We start from the raw sequence: 21,401 nt of genomic DNA on the forward strand, positions 1-21,401 counted from the left end.
TAGGGTCGCCTCCTGAGCCTCTGCCACTCCTCTGTCATGGACGTGATCGACGCCATCTACGCCAGGCGGGCGGTGAAGCACTTCGACCCCAGCCACCGCCTGACGGCGGAAGAGGAAAGGCGCCTGCTGGAGGCCACCATCCAGGCACCCACCAGCTTCAACATTCAGCACTGGCGCTTTGTGATCCTGCGCGATCCGGCTCTGCGGGCCACGATCCGCCGGGACTATGGCAACGATCAGGCCCAGATCACCGATGCCTCCCTGCTGGTTCTCTTCACCGCCGACATGAAGGCCTGGAGCAAACAACCCGAGCGCTACTGGGTGAATGCTCCGCAGCCTGTCGCTGAACTGCTGGTGGGCTGGATGGGCCCCTTCCATGAGGGCAGGGAGTGGCTCCAGCGCGATGAGGCCCAGCGCTCCATCGGCCTGGCGATGCAGACCCTGATGCTGGCAGCCACCGGCATGGGCTACCAGAGCTGCCCGATGATCGGCTTCGAGATCGAAAAGCTGGCTGAGCTGATCCGCCTGCCGGCAGACCATGTGATGGGTCCGATGGTGGCGATCGGCAAAGGCACCCAGGACCCCTGGCCCAGACCGGGGCAGCTGGCGCTCGAGGACCTGGTGGTCGAGAACGGATTCTGACCCTGGCAGGAGTTGAGAGGATCGAAACGACTTCGCTTCGATGGCTCAGGAACCAGCACCGAAAAGAGCAGACGTCACATGTGATCTGGAGAGGCCGGGGATGAAGGATTTTCGACTCGATGGCCAGAGGGCGTTGATTTCCGGAGGTTCCAAGGGCCTGGGTGCGGCAATCGCTGAACGATTCTCCGAAGCCGGAGCAGACATCGGCGTGATCGGCAGGGACAGGGAGGGACTGAGAAGGATCCAAGAGATCGTCGAGAACAATCATCGCAACTGCTGGGTGATCGAAGAAGACGTGTCGTCGATCAAGGGAGCGGGACGAGCAGGTGAAAAAGCACTGGCTCTTTCCTCGCAATGGGATGTCCTTGTCAATAATGCCGGCATCGCCAGGGTCCAGTCGATCCTTGAAACCAGCCAGGACGACTGGAGTGATGTATTTTCAGTCAATCTTCGCTCGGTCTTGCTTCTTTCTCAGGCCATTGTTCCCCAGATGATCAAGAGGGGACACGGCAAGGTGGTCAACATCTCATCGATTGGAGCCTTCATCGGCACTCCTGGATTAGGCGCCTATGCGGCATCAAAGGCAGCCCTCAACCAACTGACCAGGACCATGGCCGTTGAATGGGGTCCACACAATATTCATGTCAACGCTCTCTGTCCAACGGTCATCCTGACCGAAATGGGCCATGACATCTGGGACAGTCCTTCCATGGAAAAACCCAGACGGGAGAAAGAGCAAAGAATACCCCTGCATCGCTTTGGAGAACCGTCAGAAGTAGCCAATGTGGCCCTGTTTCTGGCCAGTGCCGCATCGGATTTTGTCCAGGGAGTCTCTCTTCCTTTGGATGGAGGCTTGACCATCGCTCCTTAGAGCGCCTGCAGGCCGACCTCGGCGATGACCATGACCGGGGCTCGTCCCTGATCTGCAGCGACTCGGAGAGCCGACTACTCAGACAGCGAATCCCTGGGCGTCGAGCCACTCAGCCTGGCCCCTCAGCCGCTACGGATTGTGTTGGGCGCCTGCTCCCCCCGGCGGTGCTGCATACGGTCGAGAGGGGTGACTCCAGCCCACGTCGCTTGTCAGGAGACCGTCGATGACCGCCATCAGCCAGTGCCCGTTTGCTGGCCGCACCGGAGCACCCACCACGGCCGGGGATCAGTCGAACCGGCAGTGGTGGCCCAACCAGCTCAACCTGGGGATCCTGCACCAGCACGCGCCGGCCTCCAATCCGCTCGGGGCGGAGTTCAACTACGCCGAGGCCTTCAACGAACTGGATTTCGCCGCCGTGAAGCGGGATCTCCACGCCCTGATGACCGACTCCCAGGACTGGTGGCCCGCCGACTGGGGCCACTACGGCGGTCTGTTCATCCGCATGGCCTGGCACAGCGCCGGCACCTACCGCATCAGCGACGGCCGCGGCGGTGGCGGCACCGGCAACCAGCGCTTCGCCCCGATCAACAGCTGGCCCGACAACGGCAACCTCGACAAGGCCCGCCGCCTGCTCTGGCCGATCAAGCAGAAGTACGGCAACCGTCTCTCCTGGGCCGATCTGATCATCCTCACGGGCAACTGTGCCCTCGAGTCGATGGGCTTCCCCACCTTCGGCTTCGGGGGCGGCCGCGAGGACATCTGGCAGCCGGAAGAGGACATCTACTGGGGCAAGGAAACCACCTGGCTCGGCGATGAGCGCTACAGCGGCGATCGGGAGCTGGAGCAGCCCCTGGGGGCCGTGCAGATGGGCCTGATCTACGTGAATCCCGAAGGCCCCAACGGTGAACCGGACCCTGTGGCCTCCGGGCGGGACGTCCGCGAAACCTTCGACCGCATGGCCATGAACGACGAGGAGACCGTCGCCCTGGTGGCCGGTGGTCACACCTTCGGCAAGGCCCACGGCGCCGGATCCCCGGATCTGATGGGACCGGAACCGGAAGGGGCCCCGATCGAGGAGCAGGGGCTGGGCTGGCACAACCGGTTCGGCAGCGGCAAGGGGGCCGATGCCACCACCAGCGGCATCGAAGGGGCCTGGAAGCCCAACCCCACCACCTGGGACCGGGGCTATTTCGAGATGCTCTTCGGCTACGAGTGGGAACTGGAGAAAAGCCCGTACGGCGCCTGGCAGTGGCGGGCGAAGGATGTGCGCGAGGAGCACCTGATCCCGGACGCCCACGATCCATCGAAGCGGCACCGGCCGATGATGACCACGGCCGATCTGTCGCTGCGCTTCGATCCGATCTACGAGCCGATCGCCCGCCGCTTCCACCAGGACCAGCAGGCCTTCGCCGACACCTTCGCCCGCGCCTGGTTCAAGCTCACCCATCGCGACATGGGGCCCAAGGCGCTCTACCTCGGTCCTGAGGTGCCAGCCGACGATCTGATCTGGCAGGACCCGCTCCCCGCCGTCGACCATCCGCTGATCGGCCCCGCCGCCATCGCCGAGCTGAAGGCCCGGGTGCTGGCCTCCGGGCTCACGACGGCGGAGCTGGTGGCCACGGCCTGGGCCTCGGCCTCCACCTTCCGCGGCTCCGACAGGCGCGGCGGCGCCAACGGCGCCAGGATCCGCCTGGCCCCCCAGAACGGCTGGGAGGTGAACCAGCCCGAGCAGCTGACCCGGGTGCTGGGCGTGCTCGAAGGAATCCAGCGGAGCTTCAACACCGCCCAGACCGATGGCACCCGGGTGTCCCTGGCGGATCTGATCGTGCTGGCGGGATGTGCCGCCGTGGAAGCGGCGGCGCGAGCCGCAGGCCACGCGGTGGAGGTGCCCTTCAGCCCGGGCCGCACCGATGCCAGCCAGGAGCAGACCGATGCCGCCTCCTTCGCGGTGCTGGAGCCCCAGGCCGACGGCTTCCGCAACTACCAGAAGCAGGCCTTCAGGGTGCGGGCCGAGGAGCTCTTGATCGACCGGGCCCAGCTGCTCAGCCTGAGTGCGCCGGAGATGACGGTGCTGGTGGGTGGCCTGCGGGTTCTGGGGGCCAATGCCGGCGGCTCAGCCCATGGCGTGTTCACCCACCGCGTCGGCACCCTCAGCACCGACTTCTTCGTGAACCTGCTGGATATGGCCACGGTGTGGACGCCCAGTTCCGAAGCCGCGGACACCTTCGAGGGGCGCGATCGCCACAGCGGCGAACTGCGCTGGAGGGGCACCCGGGTGGATCTGGTGTTCGGCTCCAACTCCCAGCTGCGGGCCCTGGCGGAGGTCTATGCGCAGAACGACGCGCCGGCGAAGTTCGTGGCCGATTTCATCGCGACCTGGTGCAAGGTGATGAACCTGGATCGCTTCGACCTGCGCGCTGCCGGCCAGAGTGGATGAGCTGCCCTCCCAGGCCCTGCTGCTGAGCCGGATCCTGCCGGAACCCCCGGCCTCGGGGGAAGGATTGCGGCTGGCGCTCTGGCAGGGCGAGGGGCGGGCCGGCACTCAGGCGGCCGTGGAGGAGAACCTGCAGCGGCTCGAGCAGGTGTGCGCGACCGCCGCCGGCTGGGGTGCGCAGCTGCTGGCCTTCCCGGAGCTGTACCTCAGTGGCTACGCCAGCGATCCTGCTCGGGTACGGCAGCTGGCGGAACCCCTCGACGGCCCCAGCCTGGAGCGGGTGGCGGCCTGTGCCCGGCGCCAGGGGCTGGCCATCGCCTGCCCCTACGCCGAGCGGGCCCGGGTGGCGGGTGAGGAGCGCTTCTACGACGCCATCGCCCTGCTGGATGGCACCGGCAGCCTGCTGAAGAATTACCGAAAAACCCACCTCTGGGGCCCCGATGAGCGGAAGTTCTGGAGCGAGGGCTACCGCTTCGCGGAGGAGGGGGAGGCCTTCACCGTGCACGCCGTCAACGGGATCGGCGTGGGCCTGCTCAACTGCTACGAAGCCGAATTTCCCGAGCTCACCCGTCTGCTGGCGCTTCGTGGTGCCCGGCTGGTGCTGATTCCAACCGCCGCCGACACCTGGGTGCGGCTCAGTGACGGCCGGCGAACCTCGCCTCCCTACCCCGATGTCTCCCGCACCCTCCTGCCGGCCCACGCCTTCCAGAACTTCTGCTTCGTGGCCTACGCCAACCGCTGTGGCCTCGAAACCGTGGCCGGCGAGCCCTGGGCCCACTACCTCGGCAACAGCGTGATCTGCGCCCCGGACGGGTCCCTGCTGCTGGCGGCCGTCAACAGGCCCTGCCTGCTGCTGGCCGACCTGATGCCCGGCGAGTACCGCCATCCCCATCCGGAGGGGACCACCTACCTCGCCGATCGCCGCCCGGATCTCTACGGCGATCTCGTCAGCGGCTGAACCGGTGGTGTCCTGAAGCGATGGAATGAGGGGGGCGCGGTGTCTGCGGCCCCGCCCCCCATCCATCAGCGGGAGGCTTCGGCGTGGTTCACCAGCAGGTGCTCCACCTGCTCGAGCGCCTCACCGGCGAGGCTGCGCACCGGCTCGAACTGGCCATCGGCTTCATCGAGCATCGCCATGGCAACCCGATCCAGCAACTCCTCCCGTTGTTCACTGATCAGCACCAGCAGCTCCCGCTCGATCAGCTGCTGCAGCACCCGGGCCCGCAGCGACCCCCGTGATCCGGCCTCCGCCAGGGTGCCCTGCACGAGTTCGCGCACGAACAGGCGTTGCACCTCATGGCTGCGGAGGAAACTCTCCACGGCATTGATGGTCCCGTCCACCACCGTGCGTTCGGCTTCGGCATCCTCGGCCTGGAGGTGGAACTCCCAGTCGAGGTGGCGACGCTGCCAGCCGGGTTGATGGAGGTGGGGCGTGACACTTTCGCTGAAGCTGTCCACCGAGAGCTCATAGACCCGCTCAGCCAGCCGTTCGCACCAGTCGCGCCCGTGGCGCTGGAGGCTGTCATCCAGGTTCATGCGCTCCACGGTGTGACCGCCGTGAAAGCTGTGGCAGATGCCGTTAGGGCACTCGACCGCCGAGAGGCTCATGCTGAGAACAATTCAACGCCCCCAGAGCTAGCCACGTCGTGGCCCGACTCCCAACAGTTCCGGCCCATCAGCGCCAGAACGTTGCAGAACCGTCACGATGGCTCCCCAAGGGCGGGTCAGACGCGCCGGATCGCGTCCACCATCCGGGCCGTCTGCACGATCGGGCCCACATCGTGAACACGCAGCACATCCGCACCGGCGGCGATCGCTTCAGCGCATACAGCCGCTGTTCCCCAGAGCCGCGCCCTTGGTCTGGGTTCGTTGAGCACGGCACCGATGAAGCGCTTGCGCGAGGGACCCACCAACAGGGGAAAGCCCTCGCGGCGCATCACCGCCAATCCCCGCAGCAGCGCCAGGTTCTGTTCGGTGGTCTTGGCGAAGCCCAGGCCTGGATCCCAGATCAATTGCTGGGGGCGGACACCGGCCGCCATGGCGGCGTCGGTGGCACGGAGCAACTCCTCACACACCTCCGCCACCACATCCCCATAGCTGGCCAGATCATCCATGCTGCGGCTGTCACCGCGGCTGTGCATCAGCACATAGGGACAGCCGAAATCAGCCACCACCGAGAGGATGTCGGGATCGCGGCGTCCCGCGCTGACATCGTTGATCCAGTGAGCACCGGCGGCCAGGGCCGCTGCCGCCACCGGCGCACGAAAGGTGTCGATCGAGACCAGGGGGCTGCCGACATCGGCGCCGGTGGAGCGGATCAGGGCCAGGGCCGGCAGCACCCGCGCCTGTTCCGTTTCCGAGTCGATCTCCGCCGCGCCCGGCCGGGTGCTCTGGCCGCCGAGATCAAGCAGATCGGCCCCCTGGCGCAGCATCCGGCGGGCCTGGCGCAGCGCCGCTTCGGGGCCCACGAAGCGACCGCCATCGCTGAAGGAATCGGGCGTGACATTGATCACGCCCATCACATAGGTGCGCTCGCCCCAGCTCAGGGCCATCTCAGGCGGGGCCGGGAAGATCAGTGAGGTCGATCAGGATCTGCTGGAGGTCCTGGTCAGCGCTGGGGCTGGGGCGGGTCAGGAGCGCCAGGTGAAGGAGACGCATCCGCTGACGGATCTGCCCCACCTCGTGGCTCCTGAGCGCGCAGCCAAGATCATGGGCCGAGGCGATCAGGTGCTCATCGTTGCCGTCCTCGAGCCGTTGCCGCAACACCGGGTCCTGCTCCAGACGATGCATCAGAGCGTCCACCGCTGAGTCGGGAGCTGATCCCATGGCATCCAGGTTGGCTGCCAAGAACGTACAGCGATCCGCCCACGGCTCAGGAGCGCCGGCGGCGGCGGCCATGACGGAGGTTCCATGGGAAACTGTCAAGGCCGGAGGCCCTGTGGGCCGATGGCAGGCCCCTGGAGGGGTGGTCGAGTGGTTGATGGCTCCGGTCTTGAAAACCGGCGAAGGGAAACCTTCCGCGGGTTCGAATCCCGCCCCCTCCGTTCCCGGAATGCTCCCAGCGCGGTGGCTGGAGCGCCTCCGAAACCACCGCTAGGGTCGGGCCGCCTCTGATCGGACCGCCGCCATGAAACGAACGCGTTGGCTGCTGCCGGTTCTGATGCTTTGCAGCTTGCTGCTGGTCGTGGGGGTTCCCGCGCTGAACGCGCCGAGTGCCGCCCAGGGCGCCCGCAGCGAGATCCGGGGGGTCTGGATGACGACCAACGACATGACCACCATGCGCGATCGCACCAAGTTGCGAACGGCGATGGACCAGTTGAAGGACATGCACTTCAACACCGTCTATCCGGTAGTCTGGAATTCGGGCTACGCCATTCACACCAGTGAGGTGACCCGTTCGCGCAAGATTCAGTCGTTTTCCTACAAGGGACTGGAAGGCCAGGACATTGTCGCGGATGTGATCAGCGAGGGTCATGCCAAGGGCATGCTCGTGATCCCCTGGTTCGAATTCGGCTTCATGGCGCCACCGTTTTCGGAGCTGGCTCTGCAACACCCCACCTGGCTCACCCAGCGGCAGGACGGCAGCCGCACCTCGATCAGCGCTGCCGGAGAAGTGGTCTGGCTCAATCCATTCAGGCCGGAGGTGCAGCAATTCATCACCGATCTGGTGCTGGAGGTGGTGGGCAACTACGACGGGGATGGCATTCAGTTCGACGATCACATGAGCCTGCCCAACGAGTTCGGCTACGACAGCTACACCAAAGCGCTTTACGCCAAGGAGACCAAGCGTGCCGTGCCGAGCAACCCGATGGATCAGGCCTGGATCAAGTGGCGCGCCGACAAGATCACGGCCTTCATGGTCGAACTGCACAAGGCCGTGAACGCCAAAAAGCCCAAGGCAATCTTTTCCGTCTCCCCGAACTACTACGACTTCGCCTACAAGCTGCAACTGCAGGACTGGCTGGGCTGGCTGCGGCGCAACATCGTCGATGAGGTGATCGTGCAGCTCTACCGACCTGATGTGGCCAGCTTCGCCGCCGAAGTGGCGCGTCCCGAGCTCGCGGAAGCCCGCAAGAAGATCCCCACCGCGATCGGGGTGATGACAGGGCTGCGCACCAAGCCCGCTCCGATGCAGCTGATTCAGGCTCAGGTGCAGACGGCCCAGCAGAAGGGGATGGGTGTGGCGTTCTTCTATTTCGAATCCCTCTGGAATGCCACCGCCGAGGCGGAAGATCTGCGCCGCGAGGGCTTCCTCTCCCTGTTCCCCAGCCCCGCGCCGAGAACGCCGCTCTGAGGCCAATGGTGAAGCAACATCTCGGGTGATGACGGGCGTTTGCGGGCGATGACGAGGGCTTGCGAGCGCCGGCCGCCCCCTTGCCGCCGGCGCTGCCCAGGCCCAAGCTGATGGCATCGGGATTCGGAGGTTCCAGACCATGGACGACACCCCCCCTGAGCAGCCACCAGGAGTGCGCTGACGATCCGACCCCTGCTCCAACACTCTCGACGGATCACTGGTTTCCCTGGCGTGTGACGCCGTCGCCGTCCATTGCACCGCTCACGGCCCTGCCTCAGGTGCCCCGGACCCAACGGGAAACCCCACTGGACCCATGGCCCCAGGTGCCAACGTCAGCAGCTCCGCCCCCCTACCGATCCGCAGCCAGAGCCCGGTGCCCTCCTCACCGGGCTTCTTGCTGCCGGGCCTTCGGGGAGTCAACAGCCGGGCACCGACGCCTCCCGCAAACCCCGCACGGAACGCGTGGATTCCTTGTCACAATGACCCCAGGCATCCGGTGATCCGTGAGTTTCAGCACCAAAACGGAATACGGACTGGTGGCCCTGATCGAGCTGGCTGAGGTGTTCTCAGACGGTGGCGTGCTCCAGGCCGGTGAAATCGCCCGCCGCCAGGGGATCCCTGAGCGCTATCTCGAGCAGATGCTCACCAGCCTGCGCCGCAGTGGACTGGTGCGCAGCCTGCGCGGCCCCCGGGGCGGCTATCAGCTGGCCAGGTCAGCGGAGCTGATCACGGTGGCGGAGGTGCTCGCCTGTCTGGAGGGCAAGGCAGGTGGAGCGAGCCCCGATGGCAGGCGTTCCACCACGGCCTTCCTGGTGCTCACGGCCCTGGAGCAGAAACTGGAGCAGGCCCGCGCCAGGGTCCTGGCGGCCCTGACCCTGAAGCAGCTGCTGGACGACTGCAGGGCCAGGAGCCAGCCGACCCTGATGTATCACATCTGAGCGCGCGTCAGGGCGGTGGCTCCAGCTGCAGGGTGCTGTGGGCGATCCCGATCTGAGCCAGGCGGCGCTTGGCCTCATGCAGCAGTTCCATGTCATCCGCGGCACCAGGCTCTCGGATGACATGGGCGGTGAGGGCGTTCTGGGAGGTGCTCATCGCCCACACGTGCAGATGATGCACATCCACCACCTGGGGCAGGGAACGCAGGGCGCCATCCACCTGGGCGATGTCGATGCCGCGCGGCACCGCGTCGAGGGCCACGACCAGGGCTTCGCGCAGCAACTCCCAGCCACTCCAGGCCACCACCAGACCCACACCGACCGCGGTGAACGGATCCAGCCAGGGCCAGCCCGTGATCCCCACCAGCACGGCGCTGATCAGCACCGCCGCCGACACGGCGGCGTCCGTGAGCAGGTGCACCACCGCGGCACGGCGGTTGAGGTCATGGCTGTGGTCGTCGCCGAAGAGGCGCGCCGAGAGCAGGTTCACGACGATTCCGGCCGCCGCTGCCCAGGCCACCGGCGTGCTCACCACCGCCACCGGATGAAGAAGCCGCTGGAAGCCCTCAACGATCACCACCGCGGCCGCCATCAGAATCAGCACCGCATTCACCAGCGACGCCAGCTGGGTGCTGCGCCCGAAGCCATAGGTGAAGCGGGGCGTGGCCGGCCGGGAGCTCAACCGCTCGGCCCCCCAGCCGAACAGCAGCCCCGCCACGTCGCCGATGTTGTGCACGGCGTCCCCGATCAGCGCCAGGGAACCGAAGGCCACCCCGATCACCAGCTGCAGGCCTGAGAGAGCGCTGTTGAGGATCACGCTCCAGCGAAAGGCTGCGGCCGAGCCGGGCCGATGCTCATGCTGACGCCGGTGAGGCTGGCGCTGAATGCCAACGGCCGGGTGCTGGGACTCTCCGGAATCGGATGGGGCTGGAGGCATGGTCTGATCGAGGTCAGCGGCCACTGCCAGAGTGGCGCCGATCAGCGCTTTTGACGACGAACAGACTCCAGAATCCAGCACCAAGAGCGCCAAACCCAGCAGCTAGCTAGCGGGTCCGGGACGCGCGGGCCTCACGTAGGAGCTGGGAGGGCCTGACATGAAAGCGCTGTTGAAAATCGACGCTGAATAAGCTCTGGGTTCTGTAACCGCACTCGAAAGAAATACTCGCCACAGTCTCCCCAGGCGAAGGATTCTGCAGCCTCAGCCTGGCCATATCAAGACGCTGATTGCGGATCCATTGCAATGGCGTGCAGCCAAGCCTCTCACGAAATGTGTACTGCAGAGCTCGGCGTGAATAATGACTTTGCATCTCGAGTTGCGTCAGATTCAGAGGCTCAGCAAGATTCGACTTGATGAAATCGAGCAGCTCATCGAAGGAGTCACGCCCTGCCTCGATCATGTGGGTCAGGCGCTCAAATGAGGATTCCTCCCGCAGCTCCGGGAAGATCATGGCGGCAAGCAGCCGGTAGATCAGGTCATCCAGCTGCAGCCGGTCGAGCAGACTCTGACTCGAGCCAGCTTGCAGTTCGGCCATGACGATGGTCTGCCTCAGCATGTCCTGAAGCGCGGCCAGGCCGGGCTCCCTTGATGGTTCCCAGCCAGGCGTCTCATGCACCGATTTGACCCAGGCATCTGGCGTCTGGCTGAGGCCAGCCATGCCTGTGGCCGTTTGCAGGAGGCGTTGGCTATCGAGATGAAAGGCCAGACCACTGCACAGACTGGCCTCAATCGAGAGGGACTTACCAGGAAGAATCAGGCAGGTGTTGGAACGGCAAATCCAATGCCGTGAATCCTGTTGAATGACCTGCTCTCCTGCGTAGCCCAGAAAAACGGACAAGCCGTAGCGTTCCGCGACCACCATCTGCACCTGCGGAAGGATCCATGCCCCCAGGACGATGGAACCAAATCTCGAGGCAACGCCATAGTGCCACCAAGTCCTTTCAGGACCCATGGCCTTGAGCCGACTGACCGGCAGAACTCTGCGGAAGAGCTCTGCACTGGCATTGATGTCTCCAACAAGCCCTAAGCGACGCTTGAAAGGATTGGCCAGGGCAGCAGCCTCCTGATGAGCGTCAAACCCTTGACGAACATCAGCAGACGCGACAGAGAGAGACACTGAATTGCGCACTGGATGGACTCCGGATCAGATCAGGCTGATCCTCAGAACAGGGTTGACCGACTGGAGACATACAGGGGGCATGTGCTGGACTCGGCCAAGGATCTACACATTCAAGATCTAAACGTTCAAGATCAATGCATTCAACTACTCTCCTTGGCTCTACCACAGGCGTCCAGTCATGGACGATTGCGCCATTCTAGCCAAGCTGCGTCATGTTGTCGCATGGCCCAGAACCTTGAGTCGATTTAAGCCAATACCATCAAAACCCCTTAGCCATGAACAACACCTTTGAAATGAGTAGTCTTACTCACAAGAATCGGAACTATGGCCGGCGCTGGCCCTCACGGCAAACATGGCCTCGGGGGGAGCCAGGACGACTAGCTTTGGCCCAGGTGGCCAGAGAGGATCTGATTGGTACACGGATCAAGCGATCAGCAACCTGAGTCGTTGCCGGCCGAGCCCCAGGTTGAGAGCAGACCCGTCAACCCAGCCTCGGCAGGCGTCGACTATGTGGTGGGTATCGGCGCCTCGGCTGGAGGGCTGGAGGCCCTCCAGGAGTTGAGCAGGAATCTCACGAGTCTGGGCCGTGTGTCCTATGTGGTGGCCCAACACCTTTCCCCTGATCACCCCAGCCTCATTGTCGATCTTCTGGCCCATTCCACCAAGCTGAGCGTGGTGACAGCCGTTGATGGGGAACCGCTCCAAGCCGATGTGATCGCGATCGCACCTCCCAACCATGATGTGGTGGTTGAGGGGCATCAGCTGAGGCTCAGTGAACCAACTCCCCGGTTCGGCCCGAGTCCATGCATCGACCTGTTGTTTGAATCGATTGCCGAGCAGTGGGGTGATCACGGCCTGGCCATTGTGCTCTCGGGAACAGGAGCCGATGGGGCGCGGGGCGTGCGCGCGGTTCGAGCGGCCGCCGGCCTGACCATCGCTCAATCACCGCAGAGTGCCAAGTTCAGCGCCATGCCCAGTGCCGCCATCAGCCTGGGCTGCGCGGATCTGGTCCTGGAGGCGAGCGCCATCGGGCCGAAGATCGGCGAATGGATCGCCACCGGTGGCGGCAACTGGGTCAGTGGAGCCCTGCCGGCACCCGCACCTGCTTTGCTCAGCAGTGTGATTTCCCAGTTGAAGCATGCCACTGGAATCGACTTTTCCCAGTACAAGGAGTCGACCCTGATTCGGCAACTCCAGCGTCGCATGCTGAGCCTGGAGATCACTACCCTCGACGACTATCTTTCGCTGTTGACCGGGAATGCTGCAGAGGCTCATGCCCTTGTGCAGAACCTGTTGGTCACCGTGACCTCGTTTTTTCGCGACCGTGAGGCCTTCGCGGCCCTTGGCGAGCACTTGCAGGTGTATGTCAAGCAGCACAGCAGCACCGAACCATTGCGGGTGTGGGTGCCTGGATGTGCAACGGGGGAGGAAGTGTTCTCGATTGCCATGCTGCTCAGCCAGGTTCTGGGGCATCCAGCCCATCTGGCCTCCCACATCAAGATCTTCGGCACCGACCTTGATGACGTCAGCCTGTCGGTGTGTCGGCGTGGTGTTTATCCGATCTCAGAAGCCAAGGCCATCCCCGATGAGCTGCGCGAACGCTTCGTGATCGAGACGACGACGGAAATCGAGATGACGGAGGAGCTTCGTAGCTGCGCTGTCTTCGCCCGTCATGATGTTGGTGCCGACCCACCCTTTCCCAAGCTGGATCTGGTTTCGTGCCGCAACACGCTCATCTATTTCACCGCTCCAATGCAGGAGCGTGTGTTGAATCTGTTCCGCTTTGGTCTGGTCCCCGGAGGCCTGCTCTTTCTGGGATGCTCCGAGTCGCTGGCCAACCGCACGCCCGGCTTCAAGGTCGTCGATCCCGAGCAGCGGATTTTCCTGCGAACAGCGGAGGGGATGCTGAAACCACGTCAGGCCCTGGCCCTACCAGCGCCACGGGGTCCCATGGCCTACGCCCCTCTGGAGAGGGTGGCCGTCTTGCGGGAGTCGGTACCGGAGCAGCACGTGGCTCTGCTGGAGTCACTGATCCGCCTGATCAGCAAGCCCTGCCTGGTGCTGGATGAGAACCATGATCTCATTGAGGTGATCGGTGATGTCACACCATTTTGCCGCCTTCCTGAAGGTCGCATCAGCTCATCGGCCACTTCATTTCTCCTCCCGGAGCTTCAGTCGGAAGCTCGAGCGTTGTTCCTGTTGACACGGGCTGATGGCCAGGCGATCACCAGCCCGGCCTTACATCTTTCAGGCCACGACAAGCCCTTCCACATGGAAGTGAGGCCTTTAGATGTCGGTGATCGGAGGCTGTGGGTTCTCACATTTCTTGAGGATGACGAGGGTTCCACTGATGCCGCCAGGGTCGATCAGGAGGGCCTTCGTGATCATGTTTTCGATCGGGAAATCAAACGGCTGGAGCAGGAGCTGCTGAGCAGTCAGAACACCTTACGTCGATCCCTCAGCGAACTGGAGCAAGCCAACGAAGAGCTGGAAGCCTCATCGGAAGAGCTCCAGGCTTCATCGGAAGAACTGCAATCCTCCAATGAAGAGCTGGAAGCCTCGAACGAAGAGCTGCAGGCCACCAATGAGGAACTGGGCACCCTCAACCAACAGCTGCGATCGCGCAGTGATGAACTCGAAAACTTGAACACGGATCTGGAAAACATCCAGAACTCCCTGAGTCAGGGCATGGTCATCGTTGATCGCAATCTCTGCGTTCTCAGGTTCAGCCCCTTGGCCGTCAGGGTGTTCGGGCTCGTCCAGGCCGACCATGGCCAGCCACTGCTGGATGTGCCGACAACTCTCCCCCTTCCCGGCCTCCAGGAGGCGCTGATGGCGGTGATCAGGGGAGAGCTGCGTCAGACCATCGAGGCGAGCAGCGAAGAGGTGTCGTATCTGGTCCAGATCCTGCCCTATCGGGAACGAGATGGCCGGCGTCTGGGTGCCATTGTCACGCTTACGGACATCTCTGAACTTGTGGCGCTGCGCAGAGCGGCCGAGGCCTCACTCAATGAGTTCTCAACGCTGACTGATGCCCTTGAGCAGGCCGTCCTGAAATGGGATCCAACCATGCAGCACCTGCTCTACGCCAGCCAGAGGATTCAAGCCATCACAGGATGGAGCCCGGCTGAACTGTGCGACCAGCCCAAGTTACTGCAGGCGGCCATTCATCCCGACGATCGAGTTCATGTGAGGCTGGCCCGCGACCTCAACCAACCCCGCTGGTCCGTGCGCTACCGCCTGACCAGCCGCGATGGACGAAGCCTCTGGGTGGCCGAGACGTGCACGGTGGTGCATGACTCCGATGATGGATTCATCGTTGGCACACTATTGGATGTCAGCGGGATCGAGGTCCTTGAGAACAAGGCCAGGAACACCTCTGTCGTCTTCGAGACCGTCTTTGAAGCCCAGAGCATTGGTGTGGCGGTGCTGGATGACCGCCTCCGCATCATCAGAGCCAACGCCACGTTCTGCCGCATCGCAGGCCACAACCAGGACTCCATCCTTGGGGCACATGCCGATTGGCTCTCACGCCAGGACGATCCCCAGTCACTCAGTACCTTGGCCGCGGCCGCCCTGGCAGGTTCAGGCAGCACGGGGGTGCTCTCGGCACTGCGGCTGAAGCTGGCCGATGGATCCGGCCGTGATCTGGAGGCCGAGATCCGCACCACCAAGGATCCCGCTGTCGGGACGTTGGTCACGGTGATTGTGCCCGTGAGCCCAGGGGAGCACGAGCAGGCGATCAGCTCAGCTGGCCGCGGAACCTCGACACGCTGATGGCCATCAGCAGCGGTGCCATCACCAGCAGGGCGAGGGCATGGGGCCAGAGCGCCTCGAGGCCGACTCCCTTGAGCAGCAGCCCCCGCAGGATGGCGATGTAGTGGCGCAGGGGGTTGAGCAGGGAGAGCACCTGAAAGAAGGCCGGCATGCTCTCGATCGGCGCGATCGCCCCGGAGGTCTGCACCATCGGCAGGGTGATGAAGAAGGCCGTGAGCATCACCTGCTGCTGGGAGCGGCAGACCGTGGCCAGCATGATCCCCACCCCGATCCCGACGAACAGATAGAGGCCCGACAGGGTCAGCAGCAGCAGCGGATTCCCCCGGATCGGCACGCCGAACACCAGCCGGCCGAGCAGCAGGGCCAGCAGCACATCCCCCATCAGCAGCACGACCAGGGGCAGGATCTTCGCGAGCAGGATCTCCCAGGCGGCAGCCGGGGTCATCAGGAGCTGCTCGAGCGTGCCGGTGTCCTTCTCGCGCACCAGCGTCACCGCCGACAGCAGGGTGGCGATCAGGGTGAGCACCAGGCCGATCACCCCGGGCACGAAGAACCAGCTGCTGGTGAGGCCAGGGTTGTAGAGAAATCTCACCTGGGTGCGCACGGGCGGCGTGGGCGGCGAAGCCCCCGCGTCCGGACGGAACCGGCGCAGGATCTGCTGGATGTAGCCACTGGCAATCCCGGCGCTGTTGGCGTCGACCCCGTCGATGAACACCTGCACCTGGGCGGTGTCCCCGGCGGCCAGCCGCTTGTTGAAGTTGGGCGGGATCACCAGGCCGGCCGTGAGCTCACCGCGCTCCACCTGACGCGCCAGCTCCCGCTCGCTGCGGGGATAGGAGGAGGCCAGAAAGATCCGGTTGGCGGTGAGGGCCGACACCAGCTCCCGGCTGGCCGAAACCTGGGCGTAATCAACCACTCCCAGCCTGAGATCGTGCACCTCCGGGTTGAGGGCGAAGCCGTAGATCAGCAGCTGCAGGGTGGGAGGAATGATCAGCAGCTTGATCAGCTGCCGGTCGCGCAGGATCTGCTGGACCTCCTTGCGCACCAGGGCCCAGAGGCGGCTGACCGAGATCAGCCGCCACCAGTGACGCAGGATCCTCATGCCCCGCCCTCGCCGCCATCGGCCAGCTGCAGGGAGCCCAGCGAGCGCCAGGTGGCCCCAAACAGCAGCGCACCGAGGGCCAGGATCATCACCACATCCAGCCAGACACCGGCCCAGCCCGTTCCCCTCACGAAGGCATCGCGGCTGATCACGATGAAGTACCGCGCCGGGATCAGGGCCGACACCAGCGAGAGCGGCGGGGGAATGTTGCTCAGGGGATAGATGAAACCCGAGAGCAGCAGGGCCGAGAGAAAGCCCACCAGGGACACCCCCTGCACCGCCGCATTCTGATTGGCGCTGCGCACCCCCAGCAGCAGCCCGAACAGCACCGCCGCCGCCAGATACAGCGTGGTGCCCACCAGCAGAGGCGTCGGGTCGCCGGCGAAGCCGAGCCGGAAGATCAGCCCGCCCATCCCCATCACCACAACGGCCACGCTCTCCCCCACCAGCAGATAGGCCAGGGCCTTGCCCAGCAGCAGCTCCGGAGCGCGGATGCCCGAGGCATAGACCTGCAGGATCGTGCCCTTGTCCTTCTCCTTGACCATGGCGATGGCGGCCAGCAGGGAGGGAAAGATCCACAGCACCACGGCATAGACCCCGGGCACGATGTACAGCGACTCCTTGCGGCCGGGATTGAACCAGAGCCGCGTCAGCGCCTGCACAGGCGGCGGGTCGTTGAGCAGCTCCTGTCCGGCGAGGAAGAAGGCCGTGGTGCCCTGGATGCTGTTGCGGATCACCCGGGCATTGTTGGCATCGGTGCCATCCACCAGCACCTGAACCTCCACCGGCTGGCCGGCCTTGAGGCGGCGGCTGAATTCCGGAGGAATGATCACCGCCGCCTTGGCCAGGCCCCGATCGATCGCCCCGGCCACCGGGTCGCCGCTGCCCCGCCAGGGAGCAGGGCGGAACTGGTCGGTGGCGAACAGGCGGTCGGTGTAGGCGGCACTGAGGGGACTGCGGTCGAAGTCCTGCACCACGATCGGGATCACCTTGGTTTCGAGGCGGATGGCGAAACCGAAGATGAGCAGGGTCAGCAGCGGCAGCAGAAAGGCCAGGCCAAGCGTGAGCCGGTCGCGACGGAACTGCAGCAGCTCCTTGCGGCACTGGGCCAGGATTCGCCTCATCCGCCCCTCCCGTCCCGCGCCCGGGCCCGCTGCACGGTACCGATGAAGGCATCTTCGAGGGACTGAGGCAGCCGGCGCAGCCCCTCCAGGCTGAGCTGGGCCTGGGCCAGCAGCCGCCGCAGGCCCTCGACTTCCCGCTCGGGGTCATCCAGCACCAGATGGAGCCGGTCACCGAACCGGCTCACCCGCCAGGACGGCCAGTGGCGACGCAGCAGCAGGGTGGCGCTCTGCAGCTGATCAGGCGGCAGCAGCAGCTCGAGCACCTGGCCCGGCTGGGCGGCCTTGATCGCTCCGGGACTGCCTTCGATCACGTTCTCGCCGGCCACCATGAAGCAGAGCCGGTTGCACTGCTCGGCCTCCTCCAGGTAGTGGGTGGTCACCAGAATCGCAGTGCCCCGGCGGGCGAAGTCGTTGATCAGGCTCCAGAACTGTCGCCGCGCCAGGGGATCCACCCCTGAGGTGGGTTCATCGAGAAAGAGCACCTCGGGATCGTGGAGCACCGCCGCTCCGAAGGCCACCCGCTGCTTCCAGCCTCCGGGCAGCGTCGCGGTGAGCAGGTGCTCCTGACCCTGCAGGCCGCAGCTGGCGATCACCCAGTCGATGCGTGGCTGGCGCAGGGGACCGGCGATGCCGTAGACCCCGGCGTAGAACTCCAGGTTCTCGCGAATGGAGAGGTCGTCGTAGAGGGTGAATTTCTGACTCATGTAACCGATCCGCTTCAGCAGATCCGGCCCGCGCAGCTGCTCCGACTCCCCCGCCAGCACGATCCGGCCTAAGCTGGGGGCCAGCAGGCCGCAGAGCATCTTGATCGTGGTGGTCTTGCCGGCGCCGTTGGCCCCGAGCAGCCCGAAGATCTCGCCGTAGCGGATCTCCAGCGTCAGCTGGCTCACGGCCTCGAAGGCCCCGAAGCGGCGGCAGAGGTTGCGGGCGTCAATGGCGAGTTCGGAGCGCTGGCGGCGCACGGCCCGGGCCCGGGGGAAGGGCAGCAGCGGCAGCTCCCCGGCCTGGCGGCGCTGGCGGATCACCACCACGTTCTCGAGGGTGGGGCTGGTGTGCCGCAGCTCCAGCAGCGGCAGACCCTGACGCCGGAACAGATCCCGCACCTGGGCTTCCCCCGCGGCCGCATCGTTGACGATCACATCGAGCCGGTCACCGAAGGTCTGCACATCGACGATCGCGCCACCGCGCAGCAGCGGTTCAGCCGCCGCCGGGGCGGCGCCCTGCAGCTCCAGCCGGCTCAGACCCAGCTCCCGCTTGAGATCGGCCGGACTGCCCAGGCCCTCAAGGCGCCCCTGCTGCATCAGGGCGATGCGGTGGCAGCGCTCGGCCTCCACCAGATCGGGGGTGGCGACCACGATCGTGACCCCCTCCTCCGCCAGGGTGGTGAGCACATCCCAGAAGTCGCGGCGTGACACCGGATCCACGCCGGTGGTGGGTTCATCGAGCAGCAGCAACCGGGGTCTGTCGATCAGGGCGCAGCAGAGGGCCAGCTTCTGCTTCATGCCACCGGAGAGCTGACTGGCCAGACGATCAGCGAAGGGCTCCAGGCCCAGGCGCCGGAGCAGGGAACGGCGCCGCTCCCGCCAGAGCTCGGGAGGCACCAGCCGCAGTCCGGCCACGTAGCGCAGGTTCTCCTCGACGCTGAGGTCGGGGTACTGGGAAAACTGCTGCGTGAGGTAGCCGACCCGCTCCCGGGCCTCACGGGGAGGCTGGCCCAGCACCCGCACCTGGCCGCCACTGGGTTCGCTCACCCCGGCGAGGATGTGGAAGGTGGTGGTCTTGCCGGCGCCGTCGGGACCGATCAGACCGAAGATTTCCCCCTCCCGGACACTGAACTCCAGACCGGCCACGGCCGGACGGCTGCCATAGCGCTTGTGCAGCCCCTCCACGCTCACCACCACAGCGGCGGGGGCGGGATCAGGGGGTGAGGATCTCGGCATCGGCGGGCATGCCCGGTTTGGCGTCACCGGCCGGATTCTCGATGGCCAGCTTGAGGCCGAACACCTGGCGCACCCGGTCGCGCTGAAAATAGATGGTCTCGGGGGTGAAGGAGGCCTGGGCATCCACCTCCGCCACCCGCGCCGCCAGCGGCCGGCTGGGGTCGGAATCGAGGAAGATCCTGGCCCGCTGGCCCAGACGCACCCGGCCGATGTCCCCCTGAGGAATGAAACCACGCAGGTACACCGTGGCCGGATCGAGCAGGGTGAGCAGGGTTCGGCCACTGGCCACCACCGCGCCAGGCTCCACGCTGCGGGAGATCACCACCCCGGCCAGGGGCGAGCGGATGGTCAGGTAGGCGGCTTCCGCCTTCACCTGCTGCTCAGCCGCCTGGGCGCTGCGCACATCGCTCTCGGCACCCCGCACCCCGGCCAGGGCACGCTGGCGCTGCTCGCCCAGAGCCTCAAGCTGGGCCGAGCGGATGGAGGGATTCAGTCCCGTCGAGGCCGCCAGCGCCACAGCACCGCGGGCCGCCTCCACCTGGCGCCGCTGGGCGTTGACCACAGCCTCGGCGGTCTCCAGGGCCGTGCGGTCCTGATCGAGGGACTGGGGCGAGGCCGCACCCTCCCGCACCAGCGATTCGGTGCGGCCCAGGGTGACCTTCGCCAGCCGCTGCTGGGCCTCGGCCTGGGCCAGCTGGGCTTCGGCGCTGGCCAGATTGGCTCTGGCCTGCTCCACTCGCCCCAGGTTGTCCTGCTCGGCCTGGGCCACCGTCAGACGGGATTCGCGGATCTGGCTGTCGAGGACATCGACCTGAGAGCGGGCCTGGTTGAGCTGCTGACGGGCAGCGGCCAGCCGGGCCTGGGCGCCGCGCAGGCGGGCACGCACCTCATCGTCGTCGAGGCGGACCAGCAGCTGCCCGGGCTTGACCCGCTCGCCTTCCCGGACCGTGACCTCAGCCACACGGCCGCCGATCCTGGCGCCGAGATCGGTTTCGTAGCCCTCGATCCGACCGCTCAACCTCAGGGGGCCGGGGCTGGACCGCCCCAGCCACAGCCAGCCCGCCAGACCGGCGGCCGCCACGGCCACACCGGCTGCGGTCAACAGCTGCTGACGCCGGGACCAGGGCAGGGGCCGCAGCTTCAGGCGCACCCCGAGTGGTCCGCGGGCAGACGGGCTCCCTCCAGGCAGGCGCCGCCCAGATCGGTGCCACCCAGCTGACAGTCGCGCAGGTCACAGCCGCTGAGATCGGCACCGGTCAGGTCGGCGTCGCGCAGGTTGGCGCCATAGAGGCAGGCCCCGCGCAGGCTGGCGCCGCGCAGCTGGGCGCCCTGAAACTGGGCGTAGCTGAGATCGGCCCCCTCGAAGTCGGCGCCGCCCAGATCGGTGTGCTGATCAAGCCCGGAGCGGAAATCGGCCTCCACCAGCCGGGCCCCGCGCCAGCGACTGTTGGCGGCCACCACACCGCGCAGGCAGCAGCGGTGCATCAGGGCACAGCTGAAATCGGCCCGTTGCAGGCGGGATCCCGAGAGGTCGGACTCCTGCCAGCTGGAGCCCGCGGCCCGGAGACCGGAGAGATCGGCACCCCAGATCAGGGCCTGCTGCAAGCTGGCGCCTTCGACACAGGCCTCGCGCAGAGACGCATGGCCGAAGCGCGCCTCGCGGAAGCAGCCCAGGCTCAGGTCGCAGCCGGAGAGATCGAGATGGAGGCCGTCGGCATCGGGCAGACGCAGGCCGATGAAACTGCGCCGGCCGCTGGCGAGGGCCTGGCGCAGCTCCCCGATCGAAGCGGGCAGAGGCGGCGGCAGCGGGGCTGTTGCGGCCATCAGAAGATCGCCGCCAGATCGTCGAGCTGCTGGCGGCGGGCGGCCATCAGCAGTTTCTCGGCCTGGGCCATCAGCCGGAACACCCCCTTGTCGATCACTTCATAGAACACGAGGCTGCCCTCAGGGCGGCGGCGCACCACGCCGGCGATCATCAGCAGCTTGAGATGCTTCGAGACCAGAGCCTGGCTCAGACCGGTCTTCTCCACCACGGCAGTGACATTGAGAGCTCCGGAGCGCAGGGCCTCGAGCACCGTGAGGCGGTTGGGCTCGGAGAACACCTTGAAGTAGTCGGCGAGGGCTTCCATGGCGGTGGAATGACTCGGGAGCACAGGCTGCAATGA

General features: G+C 65.7%; 18 protein-coding genes and 1 tRNA gene. 8 read left to right on the forward strand and 11 right to left on the reverse strand.

From position 1 onward, the window contains the following. Nucleotides 1-36 precede the first annotated feature (36 nt). From I1E95_RS03825 to I1E95_RS03840, 4 genes are all read left to right on the forward strand, one after another. Complete coding sequence (locus I1E95_RS03825) at nucleotides 37-642, forward strand: nitroreductase family protein (protein WP_197165602.1); 606 nt, start codon at nucleotides 37-39, stop codon at nucleotides 640-642. A 40-nt stretch (nucleotides 643-682) separates the two neighbouring features. Beyond that, a complete protein-coding gene (locus I1E95_RS03830) occupies nucleotides 683-1,513 on the forward strand; it encodes an SDR family NAD(P)-dependent oxidoreductase (protein WP_197165604.1) in 831 nt (276 codons plus the stop codon). 223 nt (nucleotides 1,514-1,736) lie between these two features. Next, complete coding sequence (katG, locus tag I1E95_RS03835) at nucleotides 1,737-3,950, forward strand: catalase/peroxidase HPI (protein ID WP_197165612.1); 2,214 nt, start codon at nucleotides 1,737-1,739, stop codon at nucleotides 3,948-3,950. Beyond that, nucleotides 3,943-4,905 (forward strand): carbon-nitrogen hydrolase family protein, encoded by a 963-nt coding sequence (locus I1E95_RS03840; RefSeq protein WP_231594840.1) that lies wholly within the window; start codon nucleotides 3,943-3,945, stop codon nucleotides 4,903-4,905. The genes katG and I1E95_RS03840 overlap by 8 nt, the downstream gene beginning before the upstream one ends. 65 nt (nucleotides 4,906-4,970) lie before the next feature. Here the strand turns inward: I1E95_RS03840 and I1E95_RS03845 are convergent, their stop codons facing one another. The 3 genes from I1E95_RS03845 to I1E95_RS03855 all read right to left on the reverse strand — a co-directional run bounded on the left by I1E95_RS03845 (nucleotide 4,971) and on the right by I1E95_RS03855 (nucleotide 6,872). Then, nucleotides 4,971-5,555, reverse strand: coding sequence for an EF-1 guanine nucleotide exchange domain-containing protein (locus I1E95_RS03845; RefSeq protein WP_197165613.1), 585 nt, complete (start codon nucleotides 5,553-5,555; stop codon nucleotides 4,971-4,973). Nucleotides 5,556-5,671: 116 nt separating this feature from the next. Next, nucleotides 5,672-6,499: a dihydropteroate synthase gene (gene folP, locus I1E95_RS03850; RefSeq protein WP_197165615.1), complete on the reverse strand. Its 828-nt coding sequence runs from the start codon at nucleotides 6,497-6,499 to the stop codon at nucleotides 5,672-5,674. Between the two features lies 1 nt (nucleotide 6,500). Next, nucleotides 6,501-6,872, reverse strand: coding sequence for a hypothetical protein (locus tag I1E95_RS03855; RefSeq protein ID WP_197165617.1), 372 nt, complete (start codon nucleotides 6,870-6,872; stop codon nucleotides 6,501-6,503). 34 nt (nucleotides 6,873-6,906) lie between these two features. Here I1E95_RS03855 and I1E95_RS03860 point away from each other — a divergent pair. The 3 genes from I1E95_RS03860 (at nucleotide 6,907) to I1E95_RS03870 (ending at nucleotide 9,179) form a co-directional block, all read left to right on the forward strand. Then, nucleotides 6,907-6,991 (forward strand) — tRNA-Ser (locus I1E95_RS03860). 83 nt (nucleotides 6,992-7,074) lie between these two features. Beyond that, nucleotides 7,075-8,241 (forward strand): glycoside hydrolase family 10 protein, encoded by a 1,167-nt coding sequence (locus I1E95_RS03865; protein ID WP_197165619.1) that lies wholly within the window; start codon nucleotides 7,075-7,077, stop codon nucleotides 8,239-8,241. 503 nt (nucleotides 8,242-8,744) lie between these two features. Further along, a complete protein-coding gene (locus tag I1E95_RS03870; protein WP_197165621.1) occupies nucleotides 8,745-9,179 on the forward strand; it encodes an Rrf2 family transcriptional regulator in 435 nt (144 codons plus the stop codon). 7 nt (nucleotides 9,180-9,186) lie between these two features. Here I1E95_RS03870 and I1E95_RS03875 read toward each other — a convergent pair whose 3' ends face one another. Together I1E95_RS03875 and I1E95_RS03880 are read right to left on the reverse strand one after the other, a co-directional pair. Next, nucleotides 9,187-10,113, reverse strand: coding sequence for a cation diffusion facilitator family transporter (locus tag I1E95_RS03875; protein WP_231594841.1), 927 nt, complete (start codon nucleotides 10,111-10,113; stop codon nucleotides 9,187-9,189). Between the two features lie 106 nt (nucleotides 10,114-10,219). Next, nucleotides 10,220-11,290 (reverse strand): helix-turn-helix transcriptional regulator, encoded by a 1,071-nt coding sequence (locus I1E95_RS03880; RefSeq protein ID WP_231594842.1) that lies wholly within the window; start codon nucleotides 11,288-11,290, stop codon nucleotides 10,220-10,222. A gap of 450 nt (nucleotides 11,291-11,740) precedes the next feature. Here I1E95_RS03880 and I1E95_RS03885 point away from each other — a divergent pair, with 450 nt between their 5' ends. Then, a complete protein-coding gene (locus I1E95_RS03885; RefSeq protein ID WP_197165625.1) occupies nucleotides 11,741-15,070 on the forward strand; it encodes a chemotaxis protein CheB in 3,330 nt (1,109 codons plus the stop codon). Here the strand turns inward: I1E95_RS03885 and I1E95_RS03890 are convergent. From I1E95_RS03890 to I1E95_RS03915, 6 genes are read right to left on the reverse strand one after another with little or no spacing between them, the layout of a single operon-like run. Then, nucleotides 15,036-16,172: an ABC transporter permease gene (locus tag I1E95_RS03890; protein WP_197165627.1), complete on the reverse strand. Its 1,137-nt coding sequence runs from the start codon at nucleotides 16,170-16,172 to the stop codon at nucleotides 15,036-15,038. The genes I1E95_RS03885 and I1E95_RS03890 overlap by 35 nt on opposite strands. After that, complete coding sequence (locus I1E95_RS03895; RefSeq protein ID WP_197165629.1) at nucleotides 16,169-17,296, reverse strand: ABC transporter permease; 1,128 nt, start codon at nucleotides 17,294-17,296, stop codon at nucleotides 16,169-16,171. The genes I1E95_RS03890 and I1E95_RS03895 overlap by 4 nt, the downstream gene beginning before the upstream one ends. Further along, on the reverse strand, nucleotides 17,293-19,236 hold the full coding sequence (locus I1E95_RS03900) for an ATP-binding cassette domain-containing protein (protein WP_197165630.1): 1,944 nt from the start codon (nucleotides 19,234-19,236) through the stop codon (nucleotides 17,293-17,295). Before I1E95_RS03900 ends, I1E95_RS03895 begins: the two co-directional genes overlap by 4 nt. After that, nucleotides 19,214-20,386 (reverse strand): HlyD family secretion protein, encoded by a 1,173-nt coding sequence (locus I1E95_RS03905; RefSeq protein WP_197165632.1) that lies wholly within the window; start codon nucleotides 20,384-20,386, stop codon nucleotides 19,214-19,216. The genes I1E95_RS03900 and I1E95_RS03905 overlap by 23 nt, the downstream gene beginning before the upstream one ends. Then, nucleotides 20,377-21,060, reverse strand: coding sequence for a pentapeptide repeat-containing protein (locus I1E95_RS03910; RefSeq protein WP_197165633.1), 684 nt, complete (start codon nucleotides 21,058-21,060; stop codon nucleotides 20,377-20,379). The genes I1E95_RS03905 and I1E95_RS03910 overlap by 10 nt, the downstream gene beginning before the upstream one ends. Continuing rightward, entirely contained in the window at nucleotides 21,060-21,365 is a 306-nt protein-coding gene (locus I1E95_RS03915; RefSeq protein ID WP_185466874.1) for a helix-turn-helix transcriptional regulator, read from the reverse strand. The genes I1E95_RS03910 and I1E95_RS03915 overlap by 1 nt, the downstream gene beginning before the upstream one ends. Between the last annotated feature and the right edge of the window lie 36 nt (nucleotides 21,366-21,401).

The organism is Synechococcus sp. CBW1107 (assembly GCF_015841355.1).
GTDB lineage: Bacteria > Cyanobacteriota > Cyanobacteriia > PCC-6307 > Cyanobiaceae > Regnicoccus_A.

Excerpts from the sequence above, each read along its gene's own strand:
- I1E95_RS03845 (WP_197165613.1), bottom strand. The coding sequence starts at position 5,555 with ATGAGCCTCTCGGCGGTCGAGTGCCCTAACGGCATCTGCCACAGCTTT.
- I1E95_RS03825 (WP_197165602.1), top strand. The coding sequence starts at position 37 with ATGGACGTGATCGACGCCATCTACGCCAGGCGGGCGGTGAAGCACTTC.
- I1E95_RS03875 (WP_231594841.1), bottom strand. The coding sequence starts at position 10,113 with ATGCCTCCAGCCCCATCCGATTCCGGAGAGTCCCAGCACCCGGCCGTT.
- I1E95_RS03890 (WP_197165627.1), bottom strand. The coding sequence starts at position 16,172 with ATGAGGATCCTGCGTCACTGGTGGCGGCTGATCTCGGTCAGCCGCCTC.
- I1E95_RS03830 (WP_197165604.1), top strand. The coding sequence starts at position 683 with ATGGCTCAGGAACCAGCACCGAAAAGAGCAGACGTCACATGTGATCTG.
- I1E95_RS03900 (WP_197165630.1), bottom strand. The coding sequence starts at position 19,236 with ATGCCGAGATCCTCACCCCCTGATCCCGCCCCCGCCGCTGTGGTGGTG.
- I1E95_RS03910 (WP_197165633.1), bottom strand. The coding sequence starts at position 21,060 with ATGGCCGCAACAGCCCCGCTGCCGCCGCCTCTGCCCGCTTCGATCGGG.
- folP (WP_197165615.1), bottom strand. The coding sequence starts at position 6,499 with ATGGCCCTGAGCTGGGGCGAGCGCACCTATGTGATGGGCGTGATCAAT.
- I1E95_RS03915 (WP_185466874.1), bottom strand. The coding sequence starts at position 21,365 with ATGGAAGCCCTCGCCGACTACTTCAAGGTGTTCTCCGAGCCCAACCGC.
- I1E95_RS03895 (WP_197165629.1), bottom strand. The coding sequence starts at position 17,296 with ATGAGGCGAATCCTGGCCCAGTGCCGCAAGGAGCTGCTGCAGTTCCGT.
- katG (WP_197165612.1), top strand. The coding sequence starts at position 1,737 with ATGACCGCCATCAGCCAGTGCCCGTTTGCTGGCCGCACCGGAGCACCC.
- I1E95_RS03865 (WP_197165619.1), top strand. The coding sequence starts at position 7,075 with ATGAAACGAACGCGTTGGCTGCTGCCGGTTCTGATGCTTTGCAGCTTG.